Origin of the sequence: Paraburkholderia sp. UCT2 (genome assembly GCF_014397665.1) — a bacterium.
GTDB classification, from domain to species: domain Bacteria; phylum Pseudomonadota; class Gammaproteobacteria; order Burkholderiales; family Burkholderiaceae; genus Paraburkholderia; species Paraburkholderia tuberum.
Window position 1 is genome coordinate 126,600 of the sequence record NZ_VZQO01000017.1, and the last position, 24,290, is coordinate 150,889.

Annotated in this window: 19 protein-coding genes and 2 pseudogenes; 10 read left to right on the forward strand and 11 right to left on the reverse strand. The window is 64.4% G+C overall.

Annotated features, from left to right (window positions below; genetic code table 11):
• Positions 1–8: 8 nt before the first annotated feature.
• From F6X39_RS16510 to F6X39_RS16540, 7 genes and pseudogenes are all read right to left on the reverse strand, one after another.
• On the reverse strand, positions 9–1,307 hold the full coding sequence (locus tag F6X39_RS16510) for an ATP citrate lyase citrate-binding domain-containing protein (protein WP_187617378.1): 1,299 nt from the start codon (positions 1,305–1,307) through the stop codon (positions 9–11).
• Between the two features lie 222 nt (positions 1,308–1,529).
• Positions 1,530–1,835, reverse strand: a pseudogene (locus F6X39_RS16515) (citrate-proton symporter); the annotation flags it as partial.
• Positions 1,836–1,958: 123 nt separating this feature from the next.
• Positions 1,959–3,056 carry a YncE family protein gene (locus F6X39_RS16520; protein WP_187617379.1) on the reverse strand — a complete coding sequence of 366 codons (1,098 nt, stop codon included), beginning with the start codon at positions 3,054–3,056 and terminating at the stop codon, positions 1,959–1,961.
• A 101-nt stretch (positions 3,057–3,157) separates the two neighbouring features.
• Positions 3,158–3,703, reverse strand: coding sequence for a hypothetical protein (locus F6X39_RS16525; protein WP_187617380.1), 546 nt, complete (start codon positions 3,701–3,703; stop codon positions 3,158–3,160).
• Positions 3,704–3,884: 181 nt separating this feature from the next.
• The gene (locus tag F6X39_RS16530; RefSeq protein WP_187617381.1) at positions 3,885–4,985 is read right to left on the reverse strand and encodes a PstS family phosphate ABC transporter substrate-binding protein; all 1,101 of its coding nucleotides are present in this window, start codon (positions 4,983–4,985) and stop codon (positions 3,885–3,887) included.
• A 198-nt stretch (positions 4,986–5,183) separates the two neighbouring features.
• Complete coding sequence (locus F6X39_RS16535) at positions 5,184–5,648, reverse strand: hypothetical protein (RefSeq protein WP_187617382.1); 465 nt, start codon at positions 5,646–5,648, stop codon at positions 5,184–5,186.
• Between the two features lie 92 nt (positions 5,649–5,740).
• Positions 5,741–6,937, reverse strand: a complete 1,197-nt coding sequence (locus tag F6X39_RS16540) for a PstS family phosphate ABC transporter substrate-binding protein (protein ID WP_316251695.1) — start codon at positions 6,935–6,937, stop codon at positions 5,741–5,743.
• A 518-nt stretch (positions 6,938–7,455) separates the two neighbouring features.
• On the opposite strand from F6X39_RS16540, the gene F6X39_RS16545 reads away from it, so the two are divergent.
• The 5 genes from F6X39_RS16545 (at position 7,456) to F6X39_RS16565 (ending at position 12,875) form a co-directional block, all read left to right on the forward strand.
• A complete protein-coding gene (locus F6X39_RS16545; protein WP_187617383.1) occupies positions 7,456–8,883 on the forward strand; it encodes a substrate-binding domain-containing protein in 1,428 nt (475 codons plus the stop codon).
• 206 nt (positions 8,884–9,089) lie between these two features.
• Positions 9,090–10,097, forward strand: a complete 1,008-nt coding sequence (locus F6X39_RS16550; RefSeq protein ID WP_187617384.1) for an ABC transporter substrate-binding protein — start codon at positions 9,090–9,092, stop codon at positions 10,095–10,097.
• Between the two features lie 98 nt (positions 10,098–10,195).
• Entirely contained in the window at positions 10,196–10,996 is an 801-nt protein-coding gene (locus F6X39_RS16555) for an ABC transporter ATP-binding protein (protein ID WP_187617395.1), read from the forward strand.
• 26 nt (positions 10,997–11,022) lie between these two features.
• Positions 11,023–11,892: an ABC transporter permease gene (locus tag F6X39_RS16560; protein WP_018423284.1), complete on the forward strand. Its 870-nt coding sequence runs from the start codon at positions 11,023–11,025 to the stop codon at positions 11,890–11,892.
• Positions 11,893–12,074: 182 nt separating this feature from the next.
• Positions 12,075–12,875, forward strand: coding sequence for a hypothetical protein (locus F6X39_RS16565; RefSeq protein ID WP_187617385.1), 801 nt, complete (start codon positions 12,075–12,077; stop codon positions 12,873–12,875).
• A gap of 18 nt (positions 12,876–12,893) precedes the next feature.
• On the opposite strand, the gene F6X39_RS16570 is transcribed toward F6X39_RS16565, so the two are convergent.
• The gene (locus F6X39_RS16570) at positions 12,894–14,312 is read right to left on the reverse strand and encodes an ATP-binding protein (RefSeq protein WP_187617386.1); all 1,419 of its coding nucleotides are present in this window, start codon (positions 14,310–14,312) and stop codon (positions 12,894–12,896) included.
• Positions 14,309–14,974 (reverse strand): response regulator transcription factor, encoded by a 666-nt coding sequence (locus F6X39_RS16575; protein ID WP_018423281.1) that lies wholly within the window; start codon positions 14,972–14,974, stop codon positions 14,309–14,311. The genes F6X39_RS16570 and F6X39_RS16575 overlap by 4 nt, the downstream gene beginning before the upstream one ends.
• 273 nt (positions 14,975–15,247) lie before the next feature.
• Here F6X39_RS16575 and F6X39_RS37375 point away from each other — a divergent pair, with 273 nt between their 5' ends.
• The 4 genes from F6X39_RS37375 (at position 15,248) to F6X39_RS16595 (ending at position 22,207) form a co-directional block, all read left to right on the forward strand.
• A complete protein-coding gene (locus F6X39_RS37375; protein ID WP_187617387.1) occupies positions 15,248–17,308 on the forward strand; it encodes a PepSY domain-containing protein in 2,061 nt (686 codons plus the stop codon).
• A gap of 96 nt (positions 17,309–17,404) precedes the next feature.
• Positions 17,405–20,314: a TonB-dependent siderophore receptor gene (locus tag F6X39_RS16585; protein WP_316251696.1), complete on the forward strand. Its 2,910-nt coding sequence runs from the start codon at positions 17,405–17,407 to the stop codon at positions 20,312–20,314.
• A gap of 44 nt (positions 20,315–20,358) precedes the next feature.
• Complete coding sequence (locus F6X39_RS16590) at positions 20,359–21,153, forward strand: hypothetical protein (protein ID WP_187617388.1); 795 nt, start codon at positions 20,359–20,361, stop codon at positions 21,151–21,153.
• A gap of 25 nt (positions 21,154–21,178) precedes the next feature.
• Positions 21,179–22,207 (forward strand): ABC transporter substrate-binding protein, encoded by a 1,029-nt coding sequence (locus tag F6X39_RS16595; RefSeq protein WP_018423277.1) that lies wholly within the window; start codon positions 21,179–21,181, stop codon positions 22,205–22,207.
• 223 nt (positions 22,208–22,430) lie between these two features.
• Here the strand turns inward: F6X39_RS16595 and F6X39_RS37380 are convergent.
• Positions 22,431–22,820 (reverse strand): annotated as a pseudogene (locus tag F6X39_RS37380) (hypothetical protein); the annotation flags it as partial.
• 190 nt (positions 22,821–23,010) lie between these two features.
• Here F6X39_RS37380 and F6X39_RS16605 point away from each other — a divergent pair.
• A complete protein-coding gene (locus F6X39_RS16605) occupies positions 23,011–23,283 on the forward strand; it encodes a hypothetical protein (RefSeq protein ID WP_018423275.1) in 273 nt (90 codons plus the stop codon).
• A gap of 357 nt (positions 23,284–23,640) precedes the next feature.
• On the opposite strand, the gene F6X39_RS16610 is transcribed toward F6X39_RS16605, so the two are convergent.
• The gene (locus tag F6X39_RS16610) at positions 23,641–24,075 is read right to left on the reverse strand and encodes a nuclear transport factor 2 family protein (RefSeq protein WP_187617389.1); all 435 of its coding nucleotides are present in this window, start codon (positions 24,073–24,075) and stop codon (positions 23,641–23,643) included.
• Positions 24,076–24,290: the final 215 nt, after the last annotated feature.

A 24,290-nucleotide genomic window follows, 5' to 3' on the forward strand; every position in this document is an offset into this window, starting at 1 on the left:
CGATCTCCTCAGGCATGAGCCGTTCCGGTTTGCCTCGGTGACGCGCCAATCCTTGCTGCGATCCCGGTGCGGCCGCCGGCGCGCATCCAGGCGTCCGCCTGACGTGCGTACTGGATCACTTCGCTGATGTCAGAGTCGAAGCCGAACAGCCGGTAGGGCAGGCCCAGCGAGTCGCATGTGTCCCTCAGCGCCGACATGCCGCGCACGAGGTTCGGACCTCCCCGGCCCAGCACGACATAAAGCGGTGTCGCTCCGTGCTCGCTGAAGTGCTCGCGCAGGGCGTCGGCCATGGCGCGCAGCGTCTCGTAGATGTCCGTGTTATTGGACTTGCCGCCGATGATGAAGAGCACGTTCGCCTGTTCGAGCCAGTGCCTGAAACAGATGCGCGCCACTTCCTTCATCTTCGCGTAAGGCGGATTGCCGCCGAAATCCGACGAGATGATCGCGGCGTCGCCCAGCATTTCGGTGACGAGCGAGTTGGCGCCGCCGCCGAAGGTCGGGGCGAGGATCGTTCCCTTCTCGTTGATCACATACACGTCGCTCTGGCCCTGGTGGGTGCGAAGCTGGTTGATCTCCTGCTCAAAATCCGAGTAATCGGCGGCGAACAGATGAGGCGGCAGGCCAAGACGCGCCCAGCGCGGATCGTCGCGATCGAAGCCGCACTTGAAGTCGCACGCAACCGGCGTGAGGCGACCGTGCCTGTCCTCGCGCATGCGGATCGGGTTCAACTCGAGCGTCGTCATGCCGAAGTCGTGAAAGAGTTCCCAGAGTTTCGGCAACTGCTGCACGAGCGGCGAGATGATCTCCTTCGGCGCGCCGATCTCGCTCAGTGCATTCGCTACGACGAACGCCTTCAGCCCGGTCAGCGCATCGAACGGCACCATCGCCACCTGTTTCGGGTCGACTTCCTCGATGTCCATGCCGCCCATGTGGGAGAGCGTCATGGTCGGCGCACGAAAGCGGGTGGAATCCGTGATCGAGAAGTAGACTTCGTGCGTGGCCGGCACACCGGCTTCGAACGTGACGCCATTCGCCTTCGCCTTGATGTGGCCGACGATATGCTCGGCGAAGTAGAGCCGCTCCTTTTCCGCGAGCGCGGTCTTCAGGTCGGTCGCGCGGCCAAGCAAACCTGCCTTGCCTTTCTTGCCGACTCCGCCCTTGAAGACGGGCTTGATGAAGATCTGGCGATGACGGTCGATCAGCGCCTTGACTTCCTCTTCGCTGGCGCTCGGGCCGAGAATTTCGCTGGCCGGAAATCCGACGAATTGCAGCAGGCGCGCGCCGTGCAACATACCGGTGATTTGCATGGAAATGTCTCCTGAAGTTTAAGCAATGCACTTCGCCTGCTGACAAAACAGCACGTTGCGGGCGGACAGTGGTGAACCCAGTCGTGAGATGCCGGTTCGCCGGGACGCGGCGATCGGCGAGCAAAGGTTGTTGGAATCGAATCATTCGGAGCGGGGCGCATAGGCATTTTGGTCCGGCCGCTCTGCGGGCCACGCGACGAGATGCGTGCCTTGCGCGACTCGTCAGGCGACGGTCGCCGATCGCTCCGCTGCACCGCCTCGTCGATAAAGCACAAGCGTCGCGACGAGGCCACATACGGCTGCGAAACTCAACCAATAACCGGGCGCCGCCTTGTCGCCGGTCACTTGAATGAGACAGGTCGACACGGCGGGAGTAAATCCGCCAAAGACGGCGGTTGCAAGGCTGAAAGCGAGCGAGAAACCAGCGACGCGCACGTTGACCGGCATGACTTCAGTCAGAGCCGCGACCATCGCGCCGTTATACATCCCGAAAAAGAACGACAACCACAGCAGCACCGCGAGCATCCGCACAGTGTCCGAGTGCGTTTCTCAGGTCCCTGCCGCGCCAAGAAACAGTCAGCTACGCGGTAATGGTTTCACATCGCGGATGTGGAGCTCGGGGGTTTATATTAGACGAGCTGTGGCAAGCACTTACATTCCGGCAGGCGTCTTCACGCCAGTGCCCGGCAACACATCGAAGCGCAGCAGCCTTCCGCCAGCGCCTGATTCGCCAGGCGAGACCGCGACATACAGGCAGTGGCGCGCAGGCACCAGAAGCGCCGTCTTGGCGCCCTTGGCCGTCGGCACGCGTGCGATTTCCTCGTAATGGCCGGGATCCTTCTGCTGGATCACGCCAAGATAGTCGTCGCCGGCCATGTAGATGCGTTGGTTGACTTCGTCGAAGATCACTTCGTTCGTGCGCTGGGGCGCGTCGAACGTCGCGATCGTGTTGCCGTTCGCGGCATTGAGCACAAGCAGCTTGAACGGCTTGCGCGTGCCGACAAACAGGCGTCGATGGGTCTCGTCGAATGCCATCGGCGCATTCAGTTCCGCGCCATGGATAGGCCAGTTCGCAATCACCTGGCGCGTCGCCTTGTCGACGACGGCGAGCGTGCTCTTGCCCGTCACGTTGACGAAGAGATGGTGGCCGCGCTGCTCGGCCGCCATCGCTTCGGTAAAGTCGGTGTCGAAATTCACGTCGCCGACGTGGCTGCCCGTGCGCGGATCGACCTCCGAGACGATCGTCTGCGTCATCTTCGGCTCGGCGTTTTTACCGCCCGTGACAATGTACATGTGACGGCGCGACGGGTCGTAGCGCATCGAGTCCGCACCGACGGTGAGCTGGATCGAACCGATGATGCGATAGCTCGTTCCGTCGACGATGCGCGTCATACCGGCGCCGCTGTCGGTGACGATCAGACGGTTCAGGTCCGGCAGGTACAAGATGGCGTGGGGCTGGTCGAAACCCTTGACCGTGCGCAGATGCTTGCCGCTGCCGAGATCGAATACTTCGAGCGTGGCGCCGTCTTCGCCGGCGAGGAACAGCCGCCCGCCGTCAACGTCGGCGGCGAAGTGATCGAAATCGCCTTTATAGTCCGGCAGCGCCGTGCTGCCGATCAGCCGCAGAGGTGCGCCCGCCGGACTGGCTGCATCGACCGAGGGCGCCACCGCGTAGGCAGTGTGCGGTAGCGTCGCACACAGGGCCGCGAGCGTCGTCAGAGACACGATCGCGGAAATTCGCAAACGCATGGTCAGACTCCTGAATGGGGATGGCTCGTTGAATACAGCCTCGTCCCCGGTGCGCCGGGGACGAGGAGGCATTGCAAGCGCACGGCGCGCCGTGCGCGCGGCTACTTCGCGGGCTCGAACAACGCGGCGTAGCTCGGGATCTGCTTCTGCAGCGCGTCACGCAGGCCCGTCGATGCGAGGAAGAAGGCGGTCTCGCCCTTTGCATTGGCGCCGTCGTTCTTGTACGCGAGCACGATCTCGCCGACGTTCTGGCCGCTCGCGTCGCGCAGCGGCAGCATCATCACGAACTTCTTGACCGTGTCATTGGGACGATGCCAGCGCGGGTCGACGATCGTGATGCCCTTTTTCGAGATGTCGATGTCGTCCGGATCGTCGGCATTGCCGATGCGATCGAGGTAGGAACCGGCGAACATCGTGTAGGCATCCTGCATACCCGGAGGAACGCCGTGCAAAGTCACGCTGAGTAACTCGGGATGCTGTTGCATGATTTGCTCGGACAGTTTCTGAGCAAAGATCTTTGCGCTCGGCGGCGTCCAGTTCCTGGCGTGCGGTTCGGGCGCGGCGACGGCAGAGTCAACCGCATACAGCGCGGAAGCCGACAGGAGGCCGAACGTCGCGGCGAGCAGGGTCTTGGTCAGGATCTTCATGTCTCTCCTCTCTTTGCCCGATGGGCGTCATGGAAGCAGGTGCGAGTCGAGTGTAGGCTCGCCACCTTGAACGAGCGTTAACGCGATCTGAACGCAAATTCAGCCTGAAACGGGGAGGCCGTCGCAACGACCGTTGCCGTCACGGCGACTGGCGCCAGTTGCGCGTTCGCGCGTCGCATGGTCACTCCGCCTGATCGAGCTTCGCCAGCTCTTCCTTGACGACGGCCGGTGTCAACGGGATATAGACGCCTTCTTTCGCGACCACGTCCTGTCCCTCGCGGCTCAACACCAGTTTCAGGAATTCCTTGATCTTCGGCTGCAGCGGCTCGCCGGGCTTCTTGTTGACGAAGATGTACACATAGCGCGAGAGCGGATACTTGTGCGTGTACACGTTTTGCAGTGTCGGCGCGAGGAACGGTCCGCCTTCGCTGGCTGCCAGCGGCACGACCTTCACGTTCGGCGTGACGTTGGCCAGCAGTGCGTACGTGAGCCCGCCCGGATGCGTCGCCATGTCCTCGGCGGCCACCGTGAACGCATGCGTGAAGCCCTTGCCCTTGACGAACTGGATGTTGTCCTTGTATTCGCCGCCTTCCAGCAGGTTCAGCTTCAGGAAGTATTCGATGCCGTTGACCGGCTTCAGGCCGTAGAGGTGAATCGGCCGGTCGGCCCATTCGCCGCCGAGCCCCACGTCGCCCCACGTGGTGATCTCGGCGTGGCCGCGATTGCGCGTCTTCGAATAGATCGCGTCGAGCTGGGCCAGCGTCAATCCCTTGATCGGATTGTCCTTGTCGACCAGCACGACCGACGTCGCCGTCTTGCCGAGCGACCCGACACTGCCTGTCGCGACGCGAATGGCGAGCGGCTTGTAGCCGAACTTGTCGACGAAGGCTTGCTCCTCGGCCGGCAGCAATTCGCGCCCGACCGGCGCCAGGTCCGCCGTGCCGTTGGTCAGCGCCGGGCCGCCGGCACCGGACGCCTTGGCTTCCATGGTGACGCTCAGGCGCGGATAGGCCTTGCGATACATCTTGATCCACCCCAGCGTGATTTCATCCATTACGTCAGCGCCGACGAGACGCAGGTCTTCCTCCGGCACGGACTGGACTTCGCCCGGATGCCAGATCGGTATCGACGGGTCGACCTTGAGGTGATGCTCGACGGCCGCGTACTTCAGGGCGAATGCCGGCGGCGACGTCAGCGCGCCCAGCGCCGCGATGCCGATCACTGCCGCGGCCGATGCCGCCGCAGACCTGCGCAACCCGCCAACCCTCTGCGTCTGTTTCATGTGCGTCTCCTGATTAAAGATGTACTCGTGAGTTCGCCCTCGGCGGGACGATTCGTTGCGTGCTGCGTATCGGGGTGGGTCGGCCCGCCCGACGCGCGTCGTGCATCGGCGATGCTTTCGCCTTGCCACGATGGTGGGCCATGAAGCTGAACCCGACCTGAAGGTATCCTTAATAGATTTTCAGACAGACGACGCCAATCAGTGCGTGGGTCGAAACAGCGCCGCGAGCGATGGCGTGCTTCCGGCCAGCTCGTCGCGCACCTGCTCGGCCCGGCGCACGATCATGTTGCGATCGACGCCCGGCGGGTAGCGGAATGTCGAGCCGATAACGCCGATCGTCTTGCCGTTGGCGTCGCGCATCGGCAGCTCGACCGACAGATCGCCGGTTTTCGTCACCTCGACGCGGGGCTGGCCGCTGTCGAGCACGGCCAGGTCGTCGGCATCGGCGGACTTGCCGATACGGCCGATGTTCGACGCGATGATGACGTTGTCGCTTCCCGTCGGCGGGGTGACGTGCAGCGCGAGGATCGTCAGCTCGGGATGCGCGGCCAGCGTGGTATCGACGAGTTGCTGCGCATAGGGCGCGGCGGTCGTGGCGGCGTAGGCAGACACGGCCGAGGCGAGCAAAAGCGCCGCCATGGCGGCGCGGATGGGTCGGTGCATGTGGACACTCCAGGAATCGGCACCGCCCGGCGGGAATGCGCGGGACCGGCACGCGGCGCCGGGTTGGCGAGGGGGAGACGAGCGGCGCGCGGTCAGTTGGCGAGCATCGCGCGCGCGCTATCCGCTTGCTGCGCGCGCAGCGGCACGTACATCGCGTGATCGATCACGGCTTGCTGGCCCTGCTTGCTCAGCACGTAGCGGAGGAACTCGGCGATGGCCGGATCGAGCGGCTTGCCGGGCGCCTTGTTGGTGTTGAAATAGATCAGCCGGCTCAGCGGATAGGTCGCCAGCGCGACGTTCTCGTACGTCGGCGCGACGTACGGGCCGTTGTCCGATGCGGCAAGCGGCAGCATCTTCACGGGCGCGTCGATATAGGCGATGCCCGAGAATCCGATGCCGTAGCGATCGTCGGCCACGTCTTTCGCGAGCGGGAACACGAGCTTGTCGTAATGGATGTCGTCGCGCCACTCGCCGCGTTGACCGTTGGCGCTCAGCACGCGTTGCCGGATGAACTCCTCGAACCCGTTCCACGGCTTGATCGCGTAGACGTGCACCGGCTTGTCCGCCCATTCCCCGGTGAGACCGAGGTCGCCCCAAGTCTTGATCGGCTTGCCGCCGCGCAGGTGCGTGCGCGAGTAGAGCGCGTCGATCTGGTCGTAGCTGAGCTTTTCCAGCGGGTTGTCCTTGTTGACGAAGAAGCCGATCGCGTCCAGGAAGCCGAAATGCCGGTACGAGCCCCCGGAAATCGGTACGCTGAGCGGGCCGTAGCCGAACTTCGCCTTGAAGTCGGTGACGTCGTCCGGCTTGAGCTCGCGCGAGACGAACACGAAGTCGAGCTTCTCCTTGACCAGCTCCTTCGCGCCGAGGCTGCCCGCGTACGGTGGGGAAATGCGGATGTCGACGTTCGGGTAATACTGCTTGAAGCCTTCGATCCAGCGGTTGACGAGCGACGGCAGCACGTCGGAAGCCGCGCCCCTGAACGTGCCGGCGAGCTTGAGGTCGGTGCGGGGCTGGTAGTCGGGCAGGGCCGCGTCGAGGCGCGGCTGCAGGATTTCCGGCTCGGCCAGCGCGCGTCCGACCTTCATCCCATCATCGGCTTGTTCCTTGGTTTGCGGCGCCACCGTCTTGAGCGCGGGCACAACCCACTCGACCATCGGCGTGGATGGGGTGTCGGCGCCCGCGGCGCCCACCGCCCAGACCGACGCCGCGGCAGTGGCAATGATCAGGCGAGCCGAACGGCGGCGCGGCATGCGCCGGTTCGTCCCGCAACGGGGTTGGTTTCGATTCACGAGATGTCTCCTCCTTTATTCAAAGCGTGCGTGATTCCACTGCCGCTCCATTTTGAGGCAGGCGGCGCGAAAGTTGAAACGCGGTGATCGCGCCGGCCTGCGCGAGATGCGGCGAACGGCGCAGCGCCCATGCCATGCGTCCAACGATAGTGTCGCCGGATGAACGCAATCTGAAGACATTCTGAAAATCCGTTTATGGAACGCCTTGCCGAGCATGAACGAATTTTCAGCGTCGATTCAGGTTGGCTTCAGCGTGCCGCCGTACCGTCGGGGCAGCTTCTCCGGGCGCGATGGCGGGGCGGCGTTCCTGACCGGAAGCCGGGCCGCTGCGCGCCATTCTCCACATCCGGCAGGAGACCCCCGTGCCTGTTTTCGATTCTCCATTGCGGCGCGCATCGCCATCGATGCCGCCCCTGTCGTGCTCGTCCCGGCCATTGCGCTCGCAGGATGCATGCGCGCCCGCGGCGCGCCCTCGTCGTACCGGAGCAGGCCTCCTGCTTGCGGCCTGTCTGGCACTCATGCCGCCGTGCATTGCGCAGGCGGCCGATACCGTTGCAGGCTTGCCGGCCTATCGATCGCTCCCGAACCTGAGCGGAACGCTCAGCAGCGTCGGGGACGACGCGATGGGGCCGCTGCTCGACGCGTGGCTGGCCGCCTTCGAGCGACGCCAGCCGGGGATCCATCGCGGGCCGCATTGGCGGCACGCCGGCAGTGCGACCGCATTCGGCGCGCTTATGTTCGGCGACGCTGATATCGCACCGCTCGCGCGTGAGCCGTTACAGACGGAGCTGCAGCCGTACGCGCACCAGTTCGCAGGCGACATGATGAAGTCGCCGCTGTTCGTTCGCGTCGCGAGCCTCGACGGGCAGGCGGCCTATCTCGCCGTGAACCGGCGTCCCGGCGCGCCGCTGCCGCCCAAGGTCAAGGCGTTCGTGGCGTTTGCGCTGAGCGACGAGGGTCAGGCGATCGTCGCCGCGCAGAAACGCTTTGCGCCACTCACCGCCGCGCAGGCCGCGCGTGAACGCGCGAAGCTCGACGGCTTCCTGCCGCCGCTTGACGCGCAACTGGCCGTCTATCGTCCCGTGGCCGGCCTGCACGGCGAGATCGACAGCGTCGGCAGCGACGGGATGAAGTCGCTGATGGACACGTGGATCGACGGCTTTACGCACGTACAGCCCGCCGTGCGCAAGGGCGATCGATGGGAACACCTTGGCACGTTGAACGGGTTTCACGCGCTGCTCGCGGGCGACACCGCGATGGCGCCGATGGGCCGCGAACTCTGGCCGGACGAGCGGGCTGCCTGTACGCAGATCCGTCACGCGGCGCCGCTCGAAATCCGCGTCGCGCGCGGCGGTTTCAACACGCCGCAACGGACCACGGCCCAGGCGATCTTCGTGCATCCGGACAATCCGCTCAACGGCGTCACGCTGGCGCAACTGGCGTCGATCCTGCGGCAGAACCCGGGTATCACGCGGTGGGGCCAGCTTGGCCTGACCGGCGAGTGGGCCGACCGTCCGATCACGATCTACATCCCGCCGCACGTCGCGCCGAACGCGATGTCGATGCAGGTCATGGTGCTGGCAGGCGGAGCGTGGAACAGCGCTGTCCACGAGGGATCGATCGACGACACTGCGCGCGCGATCGCTGGGAATCCGGGCGCGATCGGCTTTGGCGGACTCGAGGAAGGCGGCCCCGGACTCAAGACGCTGGCGGTGGCGCGCCGGGACGGCGAGCCGTTCTATGCGCTCGATGCCGAGAATGCGGCGAGCGGCAAGTATCCACTCACACGCTACATGTACATCCGCCTGAACCGTCCGCTGACGCCGCCGGTGAAAGCGTTCCTGCGCTACATCCTGAGCCGCGACGGCCAGGAGCCAGTGCGCTATTCGGCGTACTTCCCGCTGAGCGCGGTGGAGGCGCGCGAAGAGTTGGCGAAGCTCAGGTAGGCGCCGCGCGGATCGGTCCGGGCGCATGCCGCGTGCGGCGCCGGCGGTCCCTGAATAGGCGTTCATTTTCCGTTCAGCCTGACTTTAAGGTTGCCCCGTATAACTCAAACCGTTCCGTGAGCCCACCCGTCCCTGATCCGGGACGCGACGCGAACGCCATGTGGAAAACGGCACGCCATACCTATCGAAACCGGAGGAGACATCCCATGAAACAAACTGTCCTGCGCATCGCCGCTGGCGCGCTGATGCTCGGCACCCTGGTTCCGGCCGCGCATACCGCCGAGAAACTCACCCTGATGGTCGGCGGCATGGAAAAGCAGATCTATCTGCCGGCCAAGCTCGCCGAACGGCTCGGCTATTTCAAGGAGCAGGGCCTCGACGTCGAACTCATCAACGAGGCAGCGGGCGTCGATGCCGAGAACGAACTGGTCGCCGGCACAGTGCAGGGCGTCGTCGGCTTCTACGACCACACGATCGACCTGCAGTCGAAAGGCAAGTACATCGAGTCCGTCGTACAGTTCAGCCACACGCCTGGCGAAGTCGAATTAATCTCGTCGAAGCTCGCCGGCAAGGTAAAGTCGCCCGCCGACTTCCGCGGCTTGACGCTTGGCGTCACCGGGCTTGGCTCGTCGACCAACTTCCTAACCCAATACCTCGGCGTGTCGCACGGCGTGAAGACGTCGGAGATGACGGCGCTGCCCGTTGGCGCGGGCAACACGTTCATCGCCGCGCTCAAGCAGGGCAAGATCGACGGCGGCATGACCACCGAACCGACGGTCTCGCGCCTCGTCAACACCGGTGACGCACTGGTCCTGGTCGATCTGCGCTCGCCCGAGAGCACGCAGAAGTGGCTCGGCGGCCTGTACCCGGCGGCCAGTCTGTACATGCAGAACGACTGGGTACAGTCGCACAAGGCGACGGTGCAGAAACTCGCGAACGCGTTCGTCAAGACGCTGCGCTACATCAATACGCACAGCGCGGAGGAGATTACCGCCCAGATGCCCGCCGACTACTACGCTGGGGACCGCGCGTCGTACATGAAGGCGCTGGCCAACGGCAAGGTGTCGTTCATCGCCGACGGCCGCATGCCGGAATCGGGGCCGCCCACCGTGCTCAAGGTGCTCGGGTCGTTTGATAGAGCTGTGATGGGGCACAAGATCGACCTTTCGAAGACCTTCACCACCGAGTTCGTCAACGCCGCGCAGGTCAAGTAGCCGCGCCTGCGTGACGGCCCGACAGCGAGCCGTCGCGGGCGTTTCGTCGAATCCAGTCTCCTAAAGGTGGCAATCCAATGACAGCCTCCCAGGCAACCATGCCGTATCCCGCCGCCGCCTCGAACGACGTTCCGGCGATCGAACTCGACCGCGTCAGCCGCCGCTTCGTCAGCCCGGAGGGCAAAGCGATCATGGCGCTGCAGAACTTCAGCATGCGCGTCGCGAAGGGCGAGTTCTGCGCCGTCGTCGGCCCGACCGGCTGCGGCAAATCCACCACGCTCAGCCTGATCACGGGCCTTGCCACGCCGAGCGCCGGCGCGGTCAGGATCTGGGGCAATCCGGTCACCGGCATCGATCGCCGCATCGGCTTCGTGTTCCAGTCCGACGCGGTGTTCCCGTGGAAGAACGTGCTCGACAACGTCGCAGCCGGTCCGCTGTACCGTGGCGAGAGCAAGGCGCAGGCGTACGAGCGCGCGATGGAATGGATTCGCCGCGTCGGTCTGGTTCGCTTCGAGCGCCACTATCCGCACCAGCTCTCCGGCGGCATGCGCAAGCGCGTGGCGCTGGCTCAGACCTTCATCAACGAACCCGAGATCCTGCTGATGGACGAGCCGTTCTCGGCGCTCGACGTGCAGACCCGCACGCTGATGCAGGACGAACTGCTGCATCTGTGGAGCGTGAATGGCGCGTCGGTGGTGTTCGTCACGCACGACATCGAGGAGGCCATCGCGCTCGCGGACAAGGTATTCGTGCTGACGTCCGGACCGGCGACCGTCAAGACGTCGTACGAAATCGACCTGCCGCGCCCGCGTGATGTCGCGGAAGCGCGCTATTCCCCCCGCTTTATCGAACTGTCGCGGCAGATCTGGAACGATCTTCGCGACGAGGTCCACATCTGAGCGCCCAGGGGCGCATTGAGGAAAGCATGAATATCCCGATGACAGGAGCCGCATCGAACGAGATCGAACTGCGGCAGGTGGAAGTGCGGGCCCAGGCAAGCATACGTCGGCGCCAGACGCTGGTGTATGTGCTGCGGCTCGCGGTGCTGGTCGTCACGCTGGGCGGATGGGAACTCGCCGGGCGCGTGGGCTGGATCGATCCTTTCTTCTTCTCGACGCCTTCGCTGATCGCCGTGCAGATCTGGCAGTGGCTCACCGAGGGAACCTCGCAAGGCCCGCTCTGGGTGCAAGTGCTGGTAACGCTGGAGGAAACCGGGCTCGGCTTCCTGATCGGCAGCGTGGCAGGCGTGTTCGCCGGGATCGTACTGGGCCGCAACAAGCTGCTCGCCGACGTTTTCAGCCTCTACATCAAGATCGCGAACTCGATCCCGCGCGTGGTGCTCGGCTCGGTGTTCATCATCGCGCTGGGGCTCGGCATGGCGTCCAAGGTCGCGCTGGCCTTCGTCATGGTGTTCTTCGTGGTGTTCTCGAACGCGTTCCAGGGCGTGCGCGAGGCGGACCGCAACCTGATCGCGAACGCGCACATCCTGGGCGCCTCGAAGCACGCCGTGACGCTGACGGTCGTGCTGCCGGCCGCGATGAGCTGGATCCTGGCGAGCCTGCACGTGAGCTTCGGGTTCGCGCTGGTGGGTGCCGTGGTCGGTGAATTCCTCGGCTCGAAGCAAGGGATCGGGCTGCTGATCTCGACGGCGCAGGGCGCGTTCAACGCGGCCGGCGTGTTCGCCGCGATGATCGTGCTCGCCGTCGTCGCGCTGGGTGCGGAGTTCGTGCTCACGCAGCTCGAGAACAAGCTCCTGAAATGGCGCCCGCCGCAGTTCTCCGACGCGGGCCACTGATCCCCGCGCGCCGCGTTGGTCCGCGTGTCTGACGGACCGGCGCGGCATCCGCAGTTCGCGCCGGCCGCCCACGCGTCGCCGCGCATCTGCCCGCCCCAACCGTCCTGACCCATCCCGCTCGTGCCTCATGCCGGGCGCTCGCACGCAGCGCCGGCCACCCTTCGATCAGGAGAATCGGCCTCATGTCGTCCACCCGTCATCCGGAGTCGGCCGCGTACCGCGCCCCGTATCATGCGCGATTCGTCAAGGCGGCGCTCGCCTTCGGCGCATGCCTGGTTTGCCATGGCGCGCTTGCCGGCCCGCCGTTCGTGACCGACGATCCGGAACCCGTCGAACGGGGGCATTTCGAGATCGATGCCGCCGCGTCGGGCACCGTGCGCGCCGGCAGTCACAGCGGCACGCTGCCGGGCCTCGAGATCAACTACGGATTGGTGGAGAACCTGCAGATCACCGCGACGGTCGGCATGGCGTTCATGCACGAAACCGGAGATCGCACCCATTACGGATTCGGTGACACCGAACTTGGCGCGAAGTACCGCTTCATCACCGAGGACGAGGCGGGCTGGCGTCCGCAGGTCGCGTTCGCGCCCAGCGTCACACTGCCGTCCGGCAACGACCACCTGAGCCTCGGTGACGGCCACGCGCACGTGCTGCTACCGCTGTGGGCGCAGAAGACGATCGGTAACTGGACGACGTTCGGCGGTGGTGGATACGTCGTCAACCGCCATGCGGGACAGAAGGGTTACTGGACCGGCGGTTGGGCCGTCCTGCGCAAGTTCGGCGAACGACTTCAGCTTGGCGGCGAGGTCTTCTATACCGGGGCGGCGACCAGGGACGATCCGTCCGCGATTGGCTTCAACCTCGGCGGCACCTACGGGCTGACGGAGCACGACCGCATCCTGTTCTCCGCCGGGCGCGGCCTCACTCACGTGAGCGACACTAACCGCTTCTCCTATTACGTCGGTTATCAGCTCGACCTGTGACTCGCGCCCGCAGTATGCTCAGGCGGCGTCGGTGGAATGGAGCGGCGCGTTGAAGGAGGTATTGCCGGCGGTGTCGGACGGCGTGACGGCGGGAATCTCGAAGACCATCGACAAGCCGCGGCCGTCCGGCCCGGCCTCCGCGAAGATGTGGCCGCCGTGCAGCTCGACGATACTGCGGCAGATGGCGAGGCCCAGGCCGCTGCCCTTGTCTTCGTCGCCCGGACGACGGATGCGCACGAAGCGTTCGAAGATGCGCTCGCGCTGTTCGGCGGCTACGCCGGGACCCTCGTCCTCCACGCGGACCTGCCAGCATTGGTTCACCAGCGTGGAACGCAAGGTCACGCGGCTTCCCGGAGGCGAGGCCGCCAGTGCGTTGCTGAGCAGGTTCAGGAGCACCTGGCGGATCCATTTCGACTCGATTGCAGCCTGTCCGCTGCCGTGATGGGTCAGGAAGAAGCGCTGCTCGCGGTGTTCGGCGAGTACGTGGGCGTCCTGCGCGAAGTTCTGCAGGAACAGTTCCGGGTCCTGCGGCCTCAGATCGAGCGAAATCGCGTGTGCGTCGGCACGCGACAGGAACAGCAGGTCCTCGATGATGCGCTGGAGGTGGGCCAGTTCCTTGATCTGGATCTGCACCGCGTGTTCCTGCGCCGGCGTCAACTGATCGTCGACGACCAACTTCTCTGCCTGCAGGCGCACCAGCGTCAGCGGGGTCTTGAGCTCGTGGGAGGCCTCCGCGGTAAACCGCCGGATCTGGTCGAACGATGCTTCGAGGCGGTCGAACATCTGGTTGAGCAGGCGCCCCAAGTCCGAAATCTCGTCGCGCGCGCCGGACACCGGGATCCGCTCGCTCAGGTTGTCCGAGCGGATGCGGTCGGCGGTGTCCTGGATCAGCCGCAGCGGCCGTAGCGCCATTCGGCTGAAGCCGTAGCCGATCACGCTGCTGACCGCGATCATGACGATCAGCAACCCGTAAAAGGTATGCTCGTACGCGCTCATCACCACGCGCACGTGCTCCTTCGTCGTTGCCAACACGACCGTGTACGGTCCGAGCGCGAACTCGCCCGCGCGCAGTTCGCCCAGCCCATCGATATTCGCATTGAACGCCTGGTCGCGAGGCGACGGGGCAATATCGCGACCGTTAAGCTCCGGTGAGCGAAACACCACCGTACCACCGGGCCCGTAGATCTCCGTAAAGAACAGTTCCAGGTTGCCGGACATCATCGCCTGCACACGCTGGCGCAACTCCGCCTCCGTCGGCTTCGCGCCGAGCGCGGTCTGGCCGGCGCGAATCTGTTCGAACTCAGATTGGTTGAGCAGGTCCAGCGCGTGGATCGCGTGATGTTCGATGAAATACCTTCCGGCAAGAAACAGCGACGCGAACGTGACAGTCGAAGCGAGTACGTAGCAGATGGCGAGCCGCGCGCCGATGGATTTCATAGCAGCTGGTAACCGACGCCGCGCACCGTCTTGAACAGCGGCTTGCCGAGCGGCGCCTCGAACTTGCCGCGCAGCCGGCTCATGTAAACGTCGAGCAGGTTGGTGTCGACGTCGTAATGGGATTCCCAGATCTTCTCCGCTATCAGCGTCCGGGTCAGGATGCGGCCGGGATTCTGCAGGAAGACTTCCAGTAACGCGAACTCGCGGCTGGTGAGATCGATCGGCTTGCCGTTCAGATGGACGGTGTGGCTCAGCAGGTCAAGCTTGATGCCCTCATGCTGAAGCACGGTTTCCTTGACGGACGATTGGCGGCGAAGCAGCGAGCGCATGCGCGCGAGCAGTTCTTCCAGGCTGAACGGCTTAGGCAGGTAGTCATCGGCGCCGACATCGAGGCCCTTGACGCGATCCTCGACGGCGTCGCGCGCGCTGAGGATCAACACCGGCTCATTGAATCCGGCCGCGCGCCATTCGCGAAGCAGCTCCAGGCCATCACCGTCGGGCAAGCCGAGATCGAGCACGATGACGTCATAGCTCGACTCGCATAGCGCTTCGCGCGCCTCGGCGCAACTTTCAACCCACGTCACCGTATACGCGCGTTCGCTTAGCGCCTGCTTGAGGTACAGGCCGAGCTTGCGCTGGTCTTCGACGATAAGGATCTTCATGATAAAAGCGCGAACGCGAGGGAATTTCAGGCTAGCGCAAGCGGATGTCCGTGACAAGCGAAGCATGGCCCTGCGGGGGTTTTCCCGATTTTTCTGAACGCAAATTCAGGAAGCGTTCGCGTCTGTTTCAGGTTGGAAGCGCGCATGTGGGTCGTGGGGCGATAAGTCACGCGCAATGAGTTGGGACTTACCCCGACTTTGCGCTGAATTCAGACTTCATTCAGGTTCGCCGACAAAGATGATGGACATCAACAGTCGTCGCCCAGGCAACCCATGAAACCCGCATTCCGTCCGCTCGTCTTGCAGATCCATCGCTGGTGCGGCCTGACCGTCGGGGTCGTGATTCTCCTGATGGCGATCACGGGTGCATCCATCGCATTCCGGCCCAGCCTCGAGCCGGTGCTCAATCGCGATCTGCTGACGGTGCCGACCTGCGCGGCGCGCGTACCGCTTGACACATTGACCGCGAATGCGGCCGCATCCCGGCCGTCGGCGACGCTCGACTACATTCGGCTGGTCGCCGGCAAGCACCATGCGCCGCGCATGCCGTCCGCGATGGTGCGCTTCACCGATCAGGTGTTCGTCTACCTCAATCCTTGCACTGGAGACGTGTTGGGCGAACGCTCGCGCTACGGTGGCCTGCTCGGCACGCTCGAGCAAATTCATCAGTTCCGCTTCATGAAGCACGGCAACGTGATTACCGGCACGAGCGCGCTCCTGTTCGGCATGCTGATGATCGGTGGCGGCATCGCGCTCTGGTGGCCACGCTCACGTCACGGCTGGCGAGTCGCGTTCACGACCGGACCCGGCGCGCGTGGACAGGCATTCATGTATCGGCTGCATCGGACGATCGGTCTCTATGCCAGCGCGATCCTGCTGCTGACGGTGCTGACCGGGCTGCCGTGGGCGTTCGACTGGTACGCGCACGGCATCTATGCGATCACCGGTTCACCGCAGCCCGCCAGTCCGCCGAAATCGGCCGTGCCCGCGAACGGCGCAAGGCGGCAAACGCTCGAAAGCTCCTGGCGCACCGCACAGGCACTGTCGCCCGACCCGCAGGATGCGCTGCTGCACATCCCCGAGAAATCGCGTGACCCGGTAGAGATGTACCTGATCGATCGCGCGGCGCCGCATCCGAATGCACGTACGATGTTGTTCATCGACGCATACACGGGCAAGGTGCTGCGGTTCGTTCCGTATTCGCGGAGCAGCGTCGGGCACAAGCTGTATTTCTGGGCGTTGTCGTGGCACACCGGCGCGATTGGCGGTGTATTCGGGCGACTGTTGCTGCTGTTCGGCGCGCTGTGCGTTCCGGTACTCGCTTACACCGGCGTCCGGAACGTCCTGCGGCGCACGTGGCGGCCGGTGGCGAGCGACGCACGCCTGACCGTGCGCGTCGCGAAGAAAACGGTCGAGGCCGACGGTGTGTGTGCGCTCGAATTGACGGATCCGGCGGGACGCAAACTGCCGCGGTTCGCGGCCGGCGCGCATATCGACGTGCATCTTGGCGACGGTCTCGTGCGCCAGTACTCGCTGTGCGGCAATCCGCGCGAGCGGCGGCGCTACCTGATCGCCGTGCTGCGCGTTGCGGATTCGCGCGGCGGATCGGCGGCCATGCACGAGCGGGTTGACGAAGGCGATCTGCTCGACATTGGTGTGCCGGTCAATCACTTCGCGCTGGACGAGACCGCGCCGCGTTCGCTGCTGCTTGCGGGAGGGATCGGCATCACGCCGATCCTCGGCATGGCGGAACGGCTCGCGCGGCGCCACGCCGATTTCGAGCTGCACTATTGCGCACGCTCGCAGTCGCGCGCGGCGTTCGTGCAGCGGCTCGTGCGGGCGCCGTTCGCCGGCCGGGCCAGGTTCCACTTCAGCGACGAACGCGCGGAGCAACGCTTCGACATCGAGCGAGTGCTCGACAGTCAGTCGCCTCGCACGCATCTGTACATATGCGGACCCGCGGGGTTCATCGATGCGGTGCTGTGCGCCGCACGGAATCGCGGCTGGCCCGAGCGTCAACTGCACTGCGAGCGCTTCGCGTCGATTGCGCAGAAGCCCACGGCGACGCATGCGTTCGACGTGCAGCTCGTCAGCACGGGCAAGGTGTACCGGATTCCCGAGCACAAGTCCGTTGTCGCGTCGCTGGCCGAACACGGCGTCAGGATCCCGACGTCGTGCGAGCAGGGTGTCTGCGGCACTTGCATCACGCGGGTGATCGTCGGCGAAGTCGACCATCTCGACTGCGTGCTGACCGCCGCGCAACGGGAGCGGCACGGACATTTCACACCCTGCTGTTCGCGCGCGAAAGGGGATCTGCTGGTGCTGGACATCTGACCGGCGGGGCAAACGCGGGCATCGTGCCATCCGGCGCGATGCCCGCCGCGGCGGACCGGATCGAAGACCAATAATCCAATCAAGCTGGAGGAGACCGTGGTGATTGGAAGAACGATGGTGGCAATGGCCGTCATGGTGTTGTTTTCGCCGGCGCTCTACGCGCAGGCCGACGGTGGCACTCGCGAGAATGCACTCGCGCCGCAGCCCGGACATGCGAAGCTCTACGCGCAGCAGCTGGTGGACCGCACGGTCGCGCTGCACCCGGAGCTCGTCGAGCTGGATCTTCATATGCGCCCCCCCGGAGGAGCGGAAAGCGTCATCGTCGCAGCCAAGTCCGCGAACCGGATCGGCAGGAAGTCGGACCCCGACGATCTCGACGTGGTCAAGACCGGTACGCCGTTCGTGGAAGTGAACAAGCGAGGCGACCAGAACGTCGAGGTGCATCTGCCGCTGCTCGACGTCACGCGCAAAGTGATCGGCGAAGTCGAAGTGACGTTCCCGTATCCGCCGGGGTCGGGGCTCGACAAGGAGGCGTTGATCCGGGCGGGCGCACTCATCCGTGACGAGCTGAGCCGGCAGATCCGCTACGGGAACGAACTCTTCGATCCGGTGCTCCCGACCAAAGGCATTCCGGAGAATCCGTACGCGCAGACGCTCGTCGACGAGGTGATCCGCAAGCGCCGCGACGTGATGGCGCTCGTGATGCACGTGGCGCGCCCGAGCGGGGGCGGCGACTATCCGATCATCGCGTCGAACATCGGGCGCATCGGCAAGCCTGCCGATGCGGACGACCGGCGTGTCATCGAGACCGGCAAGCCGCATGTCGAGGTCGGCCGCGAAGGAGATCGCCTCGAAGTGGAACTGCCGCTGCAGGCCGCCGGCGGCGCTACGATCGGCGCGCTCGGCGTGGTGATGCCGTACCGCGTCGGCGACGACCAGGAGGTGCTCGTGAAGAAGGCCGAGAAGATCCGGGATGAATTGCGAGGGCGGATCCGCGATGCCGCGGAGCTGTACGAACCGAGGCAGCTCGTGCCGGCGACGTCGGTGATTACGGCGCGACTCGACGCGCAGGCGCTCGGCAACACGCAATCGCTGCCGATGACCAAGGAGGTGATGGGCGCCGGCGCGCTGCAGACCGCGACGGAAGGCGTGACCGACGCGGTCAAGAACCAGGCCGGCGTCGCGCCGACCAACTCGTCGGGCAGCCCTGCCGACGCGGCCAGCATTCGCGGCATCAAGGTCAACCTGTTCGCGAACTACCGGCTCAACGGCGGCCTGCCGACCGCGAACGTGATGTCGGTGCCGGCGGAGGACAAGGAGCGCGTGGAGACGCTGAAGGGCGCGAACGCGCTGATGTTCGGCGTTGCAAGCCCCGCGGGCATCCTCAACATGGTGACGAAGCGCGCGCCGATGGACAGGGACGTCGCCTCGGTGGCGCTGCTCGGCAACTCGTTCGGGCAGTTCGGCGTCGCGGCCGACGTTAGCCATCGATTCGGCAGCGAAAAGCAGTTCGGCCTCCGCGTGAACGCATCCGGTACGCACCTCGAAAATGGTGTGCACGGTGCGAATGGGCACGGCTCGTTCGGCAGCGTTGGCGCCGACTGGCAGGTCACCAACCGCCTGCATTTCCAGTTCGATGTCGAGACCTATCGGAAGGACGTCGTCGAGCAGGGCAGCATCAGCCTGCCGACTGCGGTCAACGGACACATCACGTTGCCGCGCGTGCCCGATCCGAGGAATCTGCTGTCGGGCCCGTGGGCGGTTTTCTCCGCGAAGACGACGAACTTCCAGGGGCGGGTCGACTACGACATTGCGCCCGGCTGGAAGGCGCTCGTCGAAATCGGTCAGTCGGATTCGGATCGCTCGCGCTCGACGACCCGGATCGGCGGATACAACGTGTTCACCGGGGCAGGCGGCATCCCGACCGTCAGTGAGGTGACGCAGGTCTACTTCAACAAGTACAAGCGGGCAGAACTGCTCGGTCAATTCGCCACGGGTCCGCTCTCGCACGACATCACGTTCGGCGTGTCGCGCAGCGAGCGCATCGCCGAGACACCCAGACAAAACACGATCGTGTTGCCGGTGCGGGTCAACATCTTCGATCCCATCCCGTTGCCCACTCCGGTGCCGACCCATCCCGACACGTCGCTGCCAAAGCAGGTCAACGCGGATACCGGCCTCTATACCTACGACATGATCGGCGTCGGGTCGAAGTGGAAGTTGCTGCTCGGCTTCCGCGGGAGCCGGTCGTCGTCGAACGACGGCGTGGTGTCGTCAGCGACCTGGGTCGGGTCTCCGGCATTCGGGATTCTCTACGACCTGCTGCCGACCACCACGCTGTTCGCCAGCTACATGAAAGGCATCGAGGATGGCGGCGTCGCCCCCGCAAACGCGAAGAACGCCTACCAGGTCCTTGCGCCCGCGGTGTCGACGCAGTACGAGTTCGGCGTGCGCGATCACTACTTCAGGTGGTTGCAGTTCAGTGCGTCCGTGTTCGACATCACGCGCGCGAACGCGGTGACCAATCCGGCTACGCAGATTTTCGCCAACGACGGCACGATCGAATACCGGGGCGCGGAAGCCGTGCTCACGCAGGACATCTCGCGTCAGTGGTCGCTGTCCGAAGCCGTCCAGTACCTGCACGCGGTCCAGAACCCGGAATTCGACATGACGATCAAGGGCCGTACGCCGGAGAATACGCCGAAGTGGATCGGCAACATCGCACTGACGCACCGTCCGCTCTGGCTCCCCGGCCTGTCGCTCACGGTGCGTGCGTCGTTCATCACGAAGCGCCCGGTGAACCCGCAGAACCAGGGCTACATCCCCGGTTACACCATCTACTCGCTCGGCGCCAGCTACGCGACCCGGATCGCCGGCAAGCACGTCGACATCAGGGTGGCCGTCGACAACCTGTTCAACAAGCGTTATTGGAACTCGGTGCAGACCGGCACGCTTGGCACAGGAATGGACCGCAGCGTGCGGATGGTGGCCAAGATCGATTTCTGAAAAAACGTGGAGCCCTTTCCATGCCCAACCTTCACCGAATCATCATGAATCTTCTCTCCATTCGGGCCATCGGCCGTGTCTTCGCCATCGCGGTCGTACTGGCGGGCATGCTGCCCCCCAGCGCGGCGCGGGCGACAGAGCCGTCGGATAACGACGCGCTGTCGCTGATCATCACCTACCAGACCTTGCCCGCGAACCGGCCCGCGTTGCGCCACGAGCTGGCGCAGTCGACCGCGCGCGAGCTCGCGCGCTGGAAGCACGACGGGCGAATCAGGCAATACAGCCTGCTGTTCAATCGCTATGCCGATTCGGACAACTGGGACGCGATGGCCTTGCTGACGTTCGCGACGCCCGAGGACCTGTACCGCTGGCGTACGCTCGAGCAGGCGCAGCCCGCGGCGCTGTCCGGGAAGGCGCTCGCGGTGACGACTTCAATCCATACGACGCCGGTTGATACCAAACGCGCGGAGGCGCTCGACGCGAAGGCGGCGAATCCGGTCTACGTGGTCATCCCGTACAAGACACTGGTCTCAGCCGGCGACTACGAGAAGTACGCGGACGCCTATGTGATTCCGCAATTCAAGGGATGGATGGACGAGGGCGTCCTGTCGAGCTATTCGCTTTATACGAGCCAGTTTCCGGCCGGCCGCCAGTGGACCGCGATGGTACTCCTGGAGTACAGGGACGAGGCGGCCCTCAGCGCGCGCGAGGCGGTGGTGGACAAAGTCCGCGAGCGCCTGACGCACAACCCTGAATGGAAAGCGATCAGCGACAGCAAGAAGAACGTGCGCACCGAAGAACAGGTGGTGATCGCCGATCCCATCGCCGTAAGTCAATGAGCTCTCTGCTCGCAAGGAAGATCTGATGAAAAAAATCGCACTTACGCTCGTTGCCGCTTGCCTGGTCGGTGGGCAGGCAAGCGCCGCCGAACCGGCCACGCCCGCTGCCGATGCGGCGCCGCAACGCATCGTCCTGCTCGTCGACGAGATTAAGGCCATCCGCAATTTCCCTGTGGTGCTGGCGGAGCGTCTCGGCTATCTGAACGACGGCAAGATGGCCGTGACTGTCATGAACATCCGCGACGACGTGTCGACGGCCGACATGCTGAATGACGGACGGGTCGACGCGGTGGTTGCCTACTACCATCACAACGTGGTTAACCAGGCGCACGGCATCGATACGCAGGCCGTTGTCACGCTCGGCGTGACGCCGGGCGCGAAGGTGCTCGTCGCGAACCAGGCAAGGGAGAAATACCAGAGCGTGACTGACCTCAAGGGCGCGCGTTTCATTGCGGGCGGCGCCGGGTCGTCGAAGAGCACGGTCGCGAACGCGCTCATGCTGGCGGGCGGTCACGGCATCGGCGATTACACGAGGCTCGGGACGGACGGCAAGGAGAAGAACATCGACGCGCTGCGTGACGGAAGCGCCGATTTCGTCGTAGCGCCGACGCCCGACGGGGATCTCTACGAGTCGAAAGGCGTGGCCACGGTGTTCGCGGACCTGACGTCGGTCGACGGCACGCGCCGGAGTCTGGGCACGCTGTTTCCGTCAAGCACGGTCTACATGTCGGGCGCACGCGTTCGGGCGCATCCGGAGATTGCGCGGCACCTGGCCGGCGCGTTCGTGCGCACGCTGCAGTACATCAATTCCCATTCCCCCGAGCAGCTCCTGGCTGTCATTCCGCCGGAAATCAGCGGCAAGGACCGCGTGGCTTATCTGAAGGTGTTGAAGGAGGAGATCCCGATGTTCGCGAACGACGGACGCATGCCGGACGACGGCGCGACGAAGGAGTGGCAGGTGCTCGCCGCGGCGAATCCGGCTTACGGGTCGGTGAAGGTCGATCGGACCTACACCAATGCGTTCGTCGATGAAGCGCTGCGTACGCTGCACTGAGCAGAAGCGTTTTATTCGCGCGGGGCCGTTCGAGCGGACCGTCCGGCGCCCGGTGGTAGTCGAGCGTGACGCGCTTGTCTTCGGCGGTGGGTTCGTAGTATTCGACGACGTCGTTCGTGACCGCGACGAGATCCACGAGGGCGAAACTCTGCTGGCGCGCGTGGGACTCGATCTCGGAAATGCGCAGCAGCGCATTGAATGTGTGCAGGATGCGGCCCGTCTCGATGATCGTGTCGTCGATGGCCGCACGATAGTCCGCCTCGGTCCGTGCGCGCCTCTGGGCTCGCTCGAGCCCCGCGAGCAGGCGAGTGAGCGGCGTGCGCAAGTCGTGCGCGATCGCGTCGCATACGCCCTTGACCTCGTTCATCAGCCGCTCGATCTCGTCGAGCATGCCGTTGACGATGTGCACGAGCCGTCCGACGTCGTCGTGTTGCGTATGCACCGGCAGGCGCCGGCTCAGGTTGATGGACACGATCTCCTCGATCGAGTGCGTGACGGGAATTGAAGGCGGGCACTGGCGTCTCGCTGCAAAAAGCAATGCGATGCGCGACGGTCTCGCGAGCACCTGGAACGGGTCGCTCGGATAGGTTGGAGGCACAGTACGGCTGCGCATTAAAGGCAACCATAAGAATTCCTTAAATTTTTTAATGCAGATTTCAGATTGTGTTTATCCGGCGTCGCTATTGTTGGATCGTGGTCAGCAGTTCGGATCTTTGCCGTGCAAGCGCTCCCGCACCATCAGGAGCGTTCGCTGCCACCGGGTCAAGGCACGGTATATCCATTGCAGCCGAAGGAGAGCAGTCATGCGCGCCGCCGATAATTCCCTGCACTCGCTGGTCGACAAGTGGCTTGGCCTGGGACTGGCGAACCCCGTCCGCGTCATGCGCTTCGGGCACACGCCGGCGAACCGGCGGCGCTATGCACTGGTGCAGACGCGGCGCCCGACCGGCATGCTGTCGATGTTTTTCTTCCGCCATGACAATGGTGAATGGTGCGTATTCCCGCCCACCGAAGCGAGTCCCGCGATGCGCTTCGCCGCGCTGTGCATGCCGCAGAGCTGCGATTGCAATGGATGATGGCGAGTCTCACTGCAACGGCTGATCTGCGAAAAGTGTGCCGATCCAGGTGAGGATCGCAGTGACTGCGAGTCACGCCGGAACGACGCTAGTTCATGATTTGCGCCGCCGGTCTCACAATCGAGCTATACGGTGCTTCGGTTGGCAGTAAAAAAACAGCAAGGAGACCGCTTGTGAACGAGATCTGATCGAGTGTCATGATTAGCAGGTCCCGGGGTGGACTGCTACCGCGCCACATCTCGATATAGGTAGCCTGTCCTGCCTTCCGTGATACTGGTCACAGCTGGCACATAGTTGCCGACGAAGGCGGGACACGCACCCGTGGGTTACGAATAGCATCTCGCAACGTTTCGGACTCTACCGCAAGTACGCATCCGCTTGCAGTGAGAACCGACATTCGCAACTGCCGAGCGGCGACGTCGAAGCGGCCGACGACTTGCTGTCCACGCGCTGGCCGTCCGAACGGTCCAGCCTCATCGGCGATGCTGCCGCTCCATAGGAGAACCTGGTTGCTGCAACGGCCTTCTGAGCCGAGACCTCGGAAAAGTGCGTGCCGAGTATCAGATGCCGGCTGATACGACCCGCCGGCCGCGTCGTATACGAGGTGATGATTGCGTCGCAACCAGTGAGCGTCGCGCCGTTGGGGCGAACGAGAAGCGCTTTGGCGGAGAAAACGCCCGGAAGGTCGGCAAACTGGCCTCTATCGATGAGATCCGCAGCGGTCAGAACAAGTGCGCGGCACGCGTGTTCGGCGATGACCCTTAGGATAGGATCGAGTATGTCCTTAGCCATTTGCCGACTCCTCCTTGTTGATTGTCTATCTGGCCCATTCCATCAGCGCTTCGTTCACGTTGTCCGGTCGCTCCATTGTCGACATATGCCCGGCGGATTCAACCGGTCGATGCAACACAATGAACGTCGCATGAGCGGCGGGAGTGTTGCAAATGAAACAGAGGCGCCGGATCTATTACAGCGAAAGCCAGAAGGCATTGATGTGGGAACGCTGG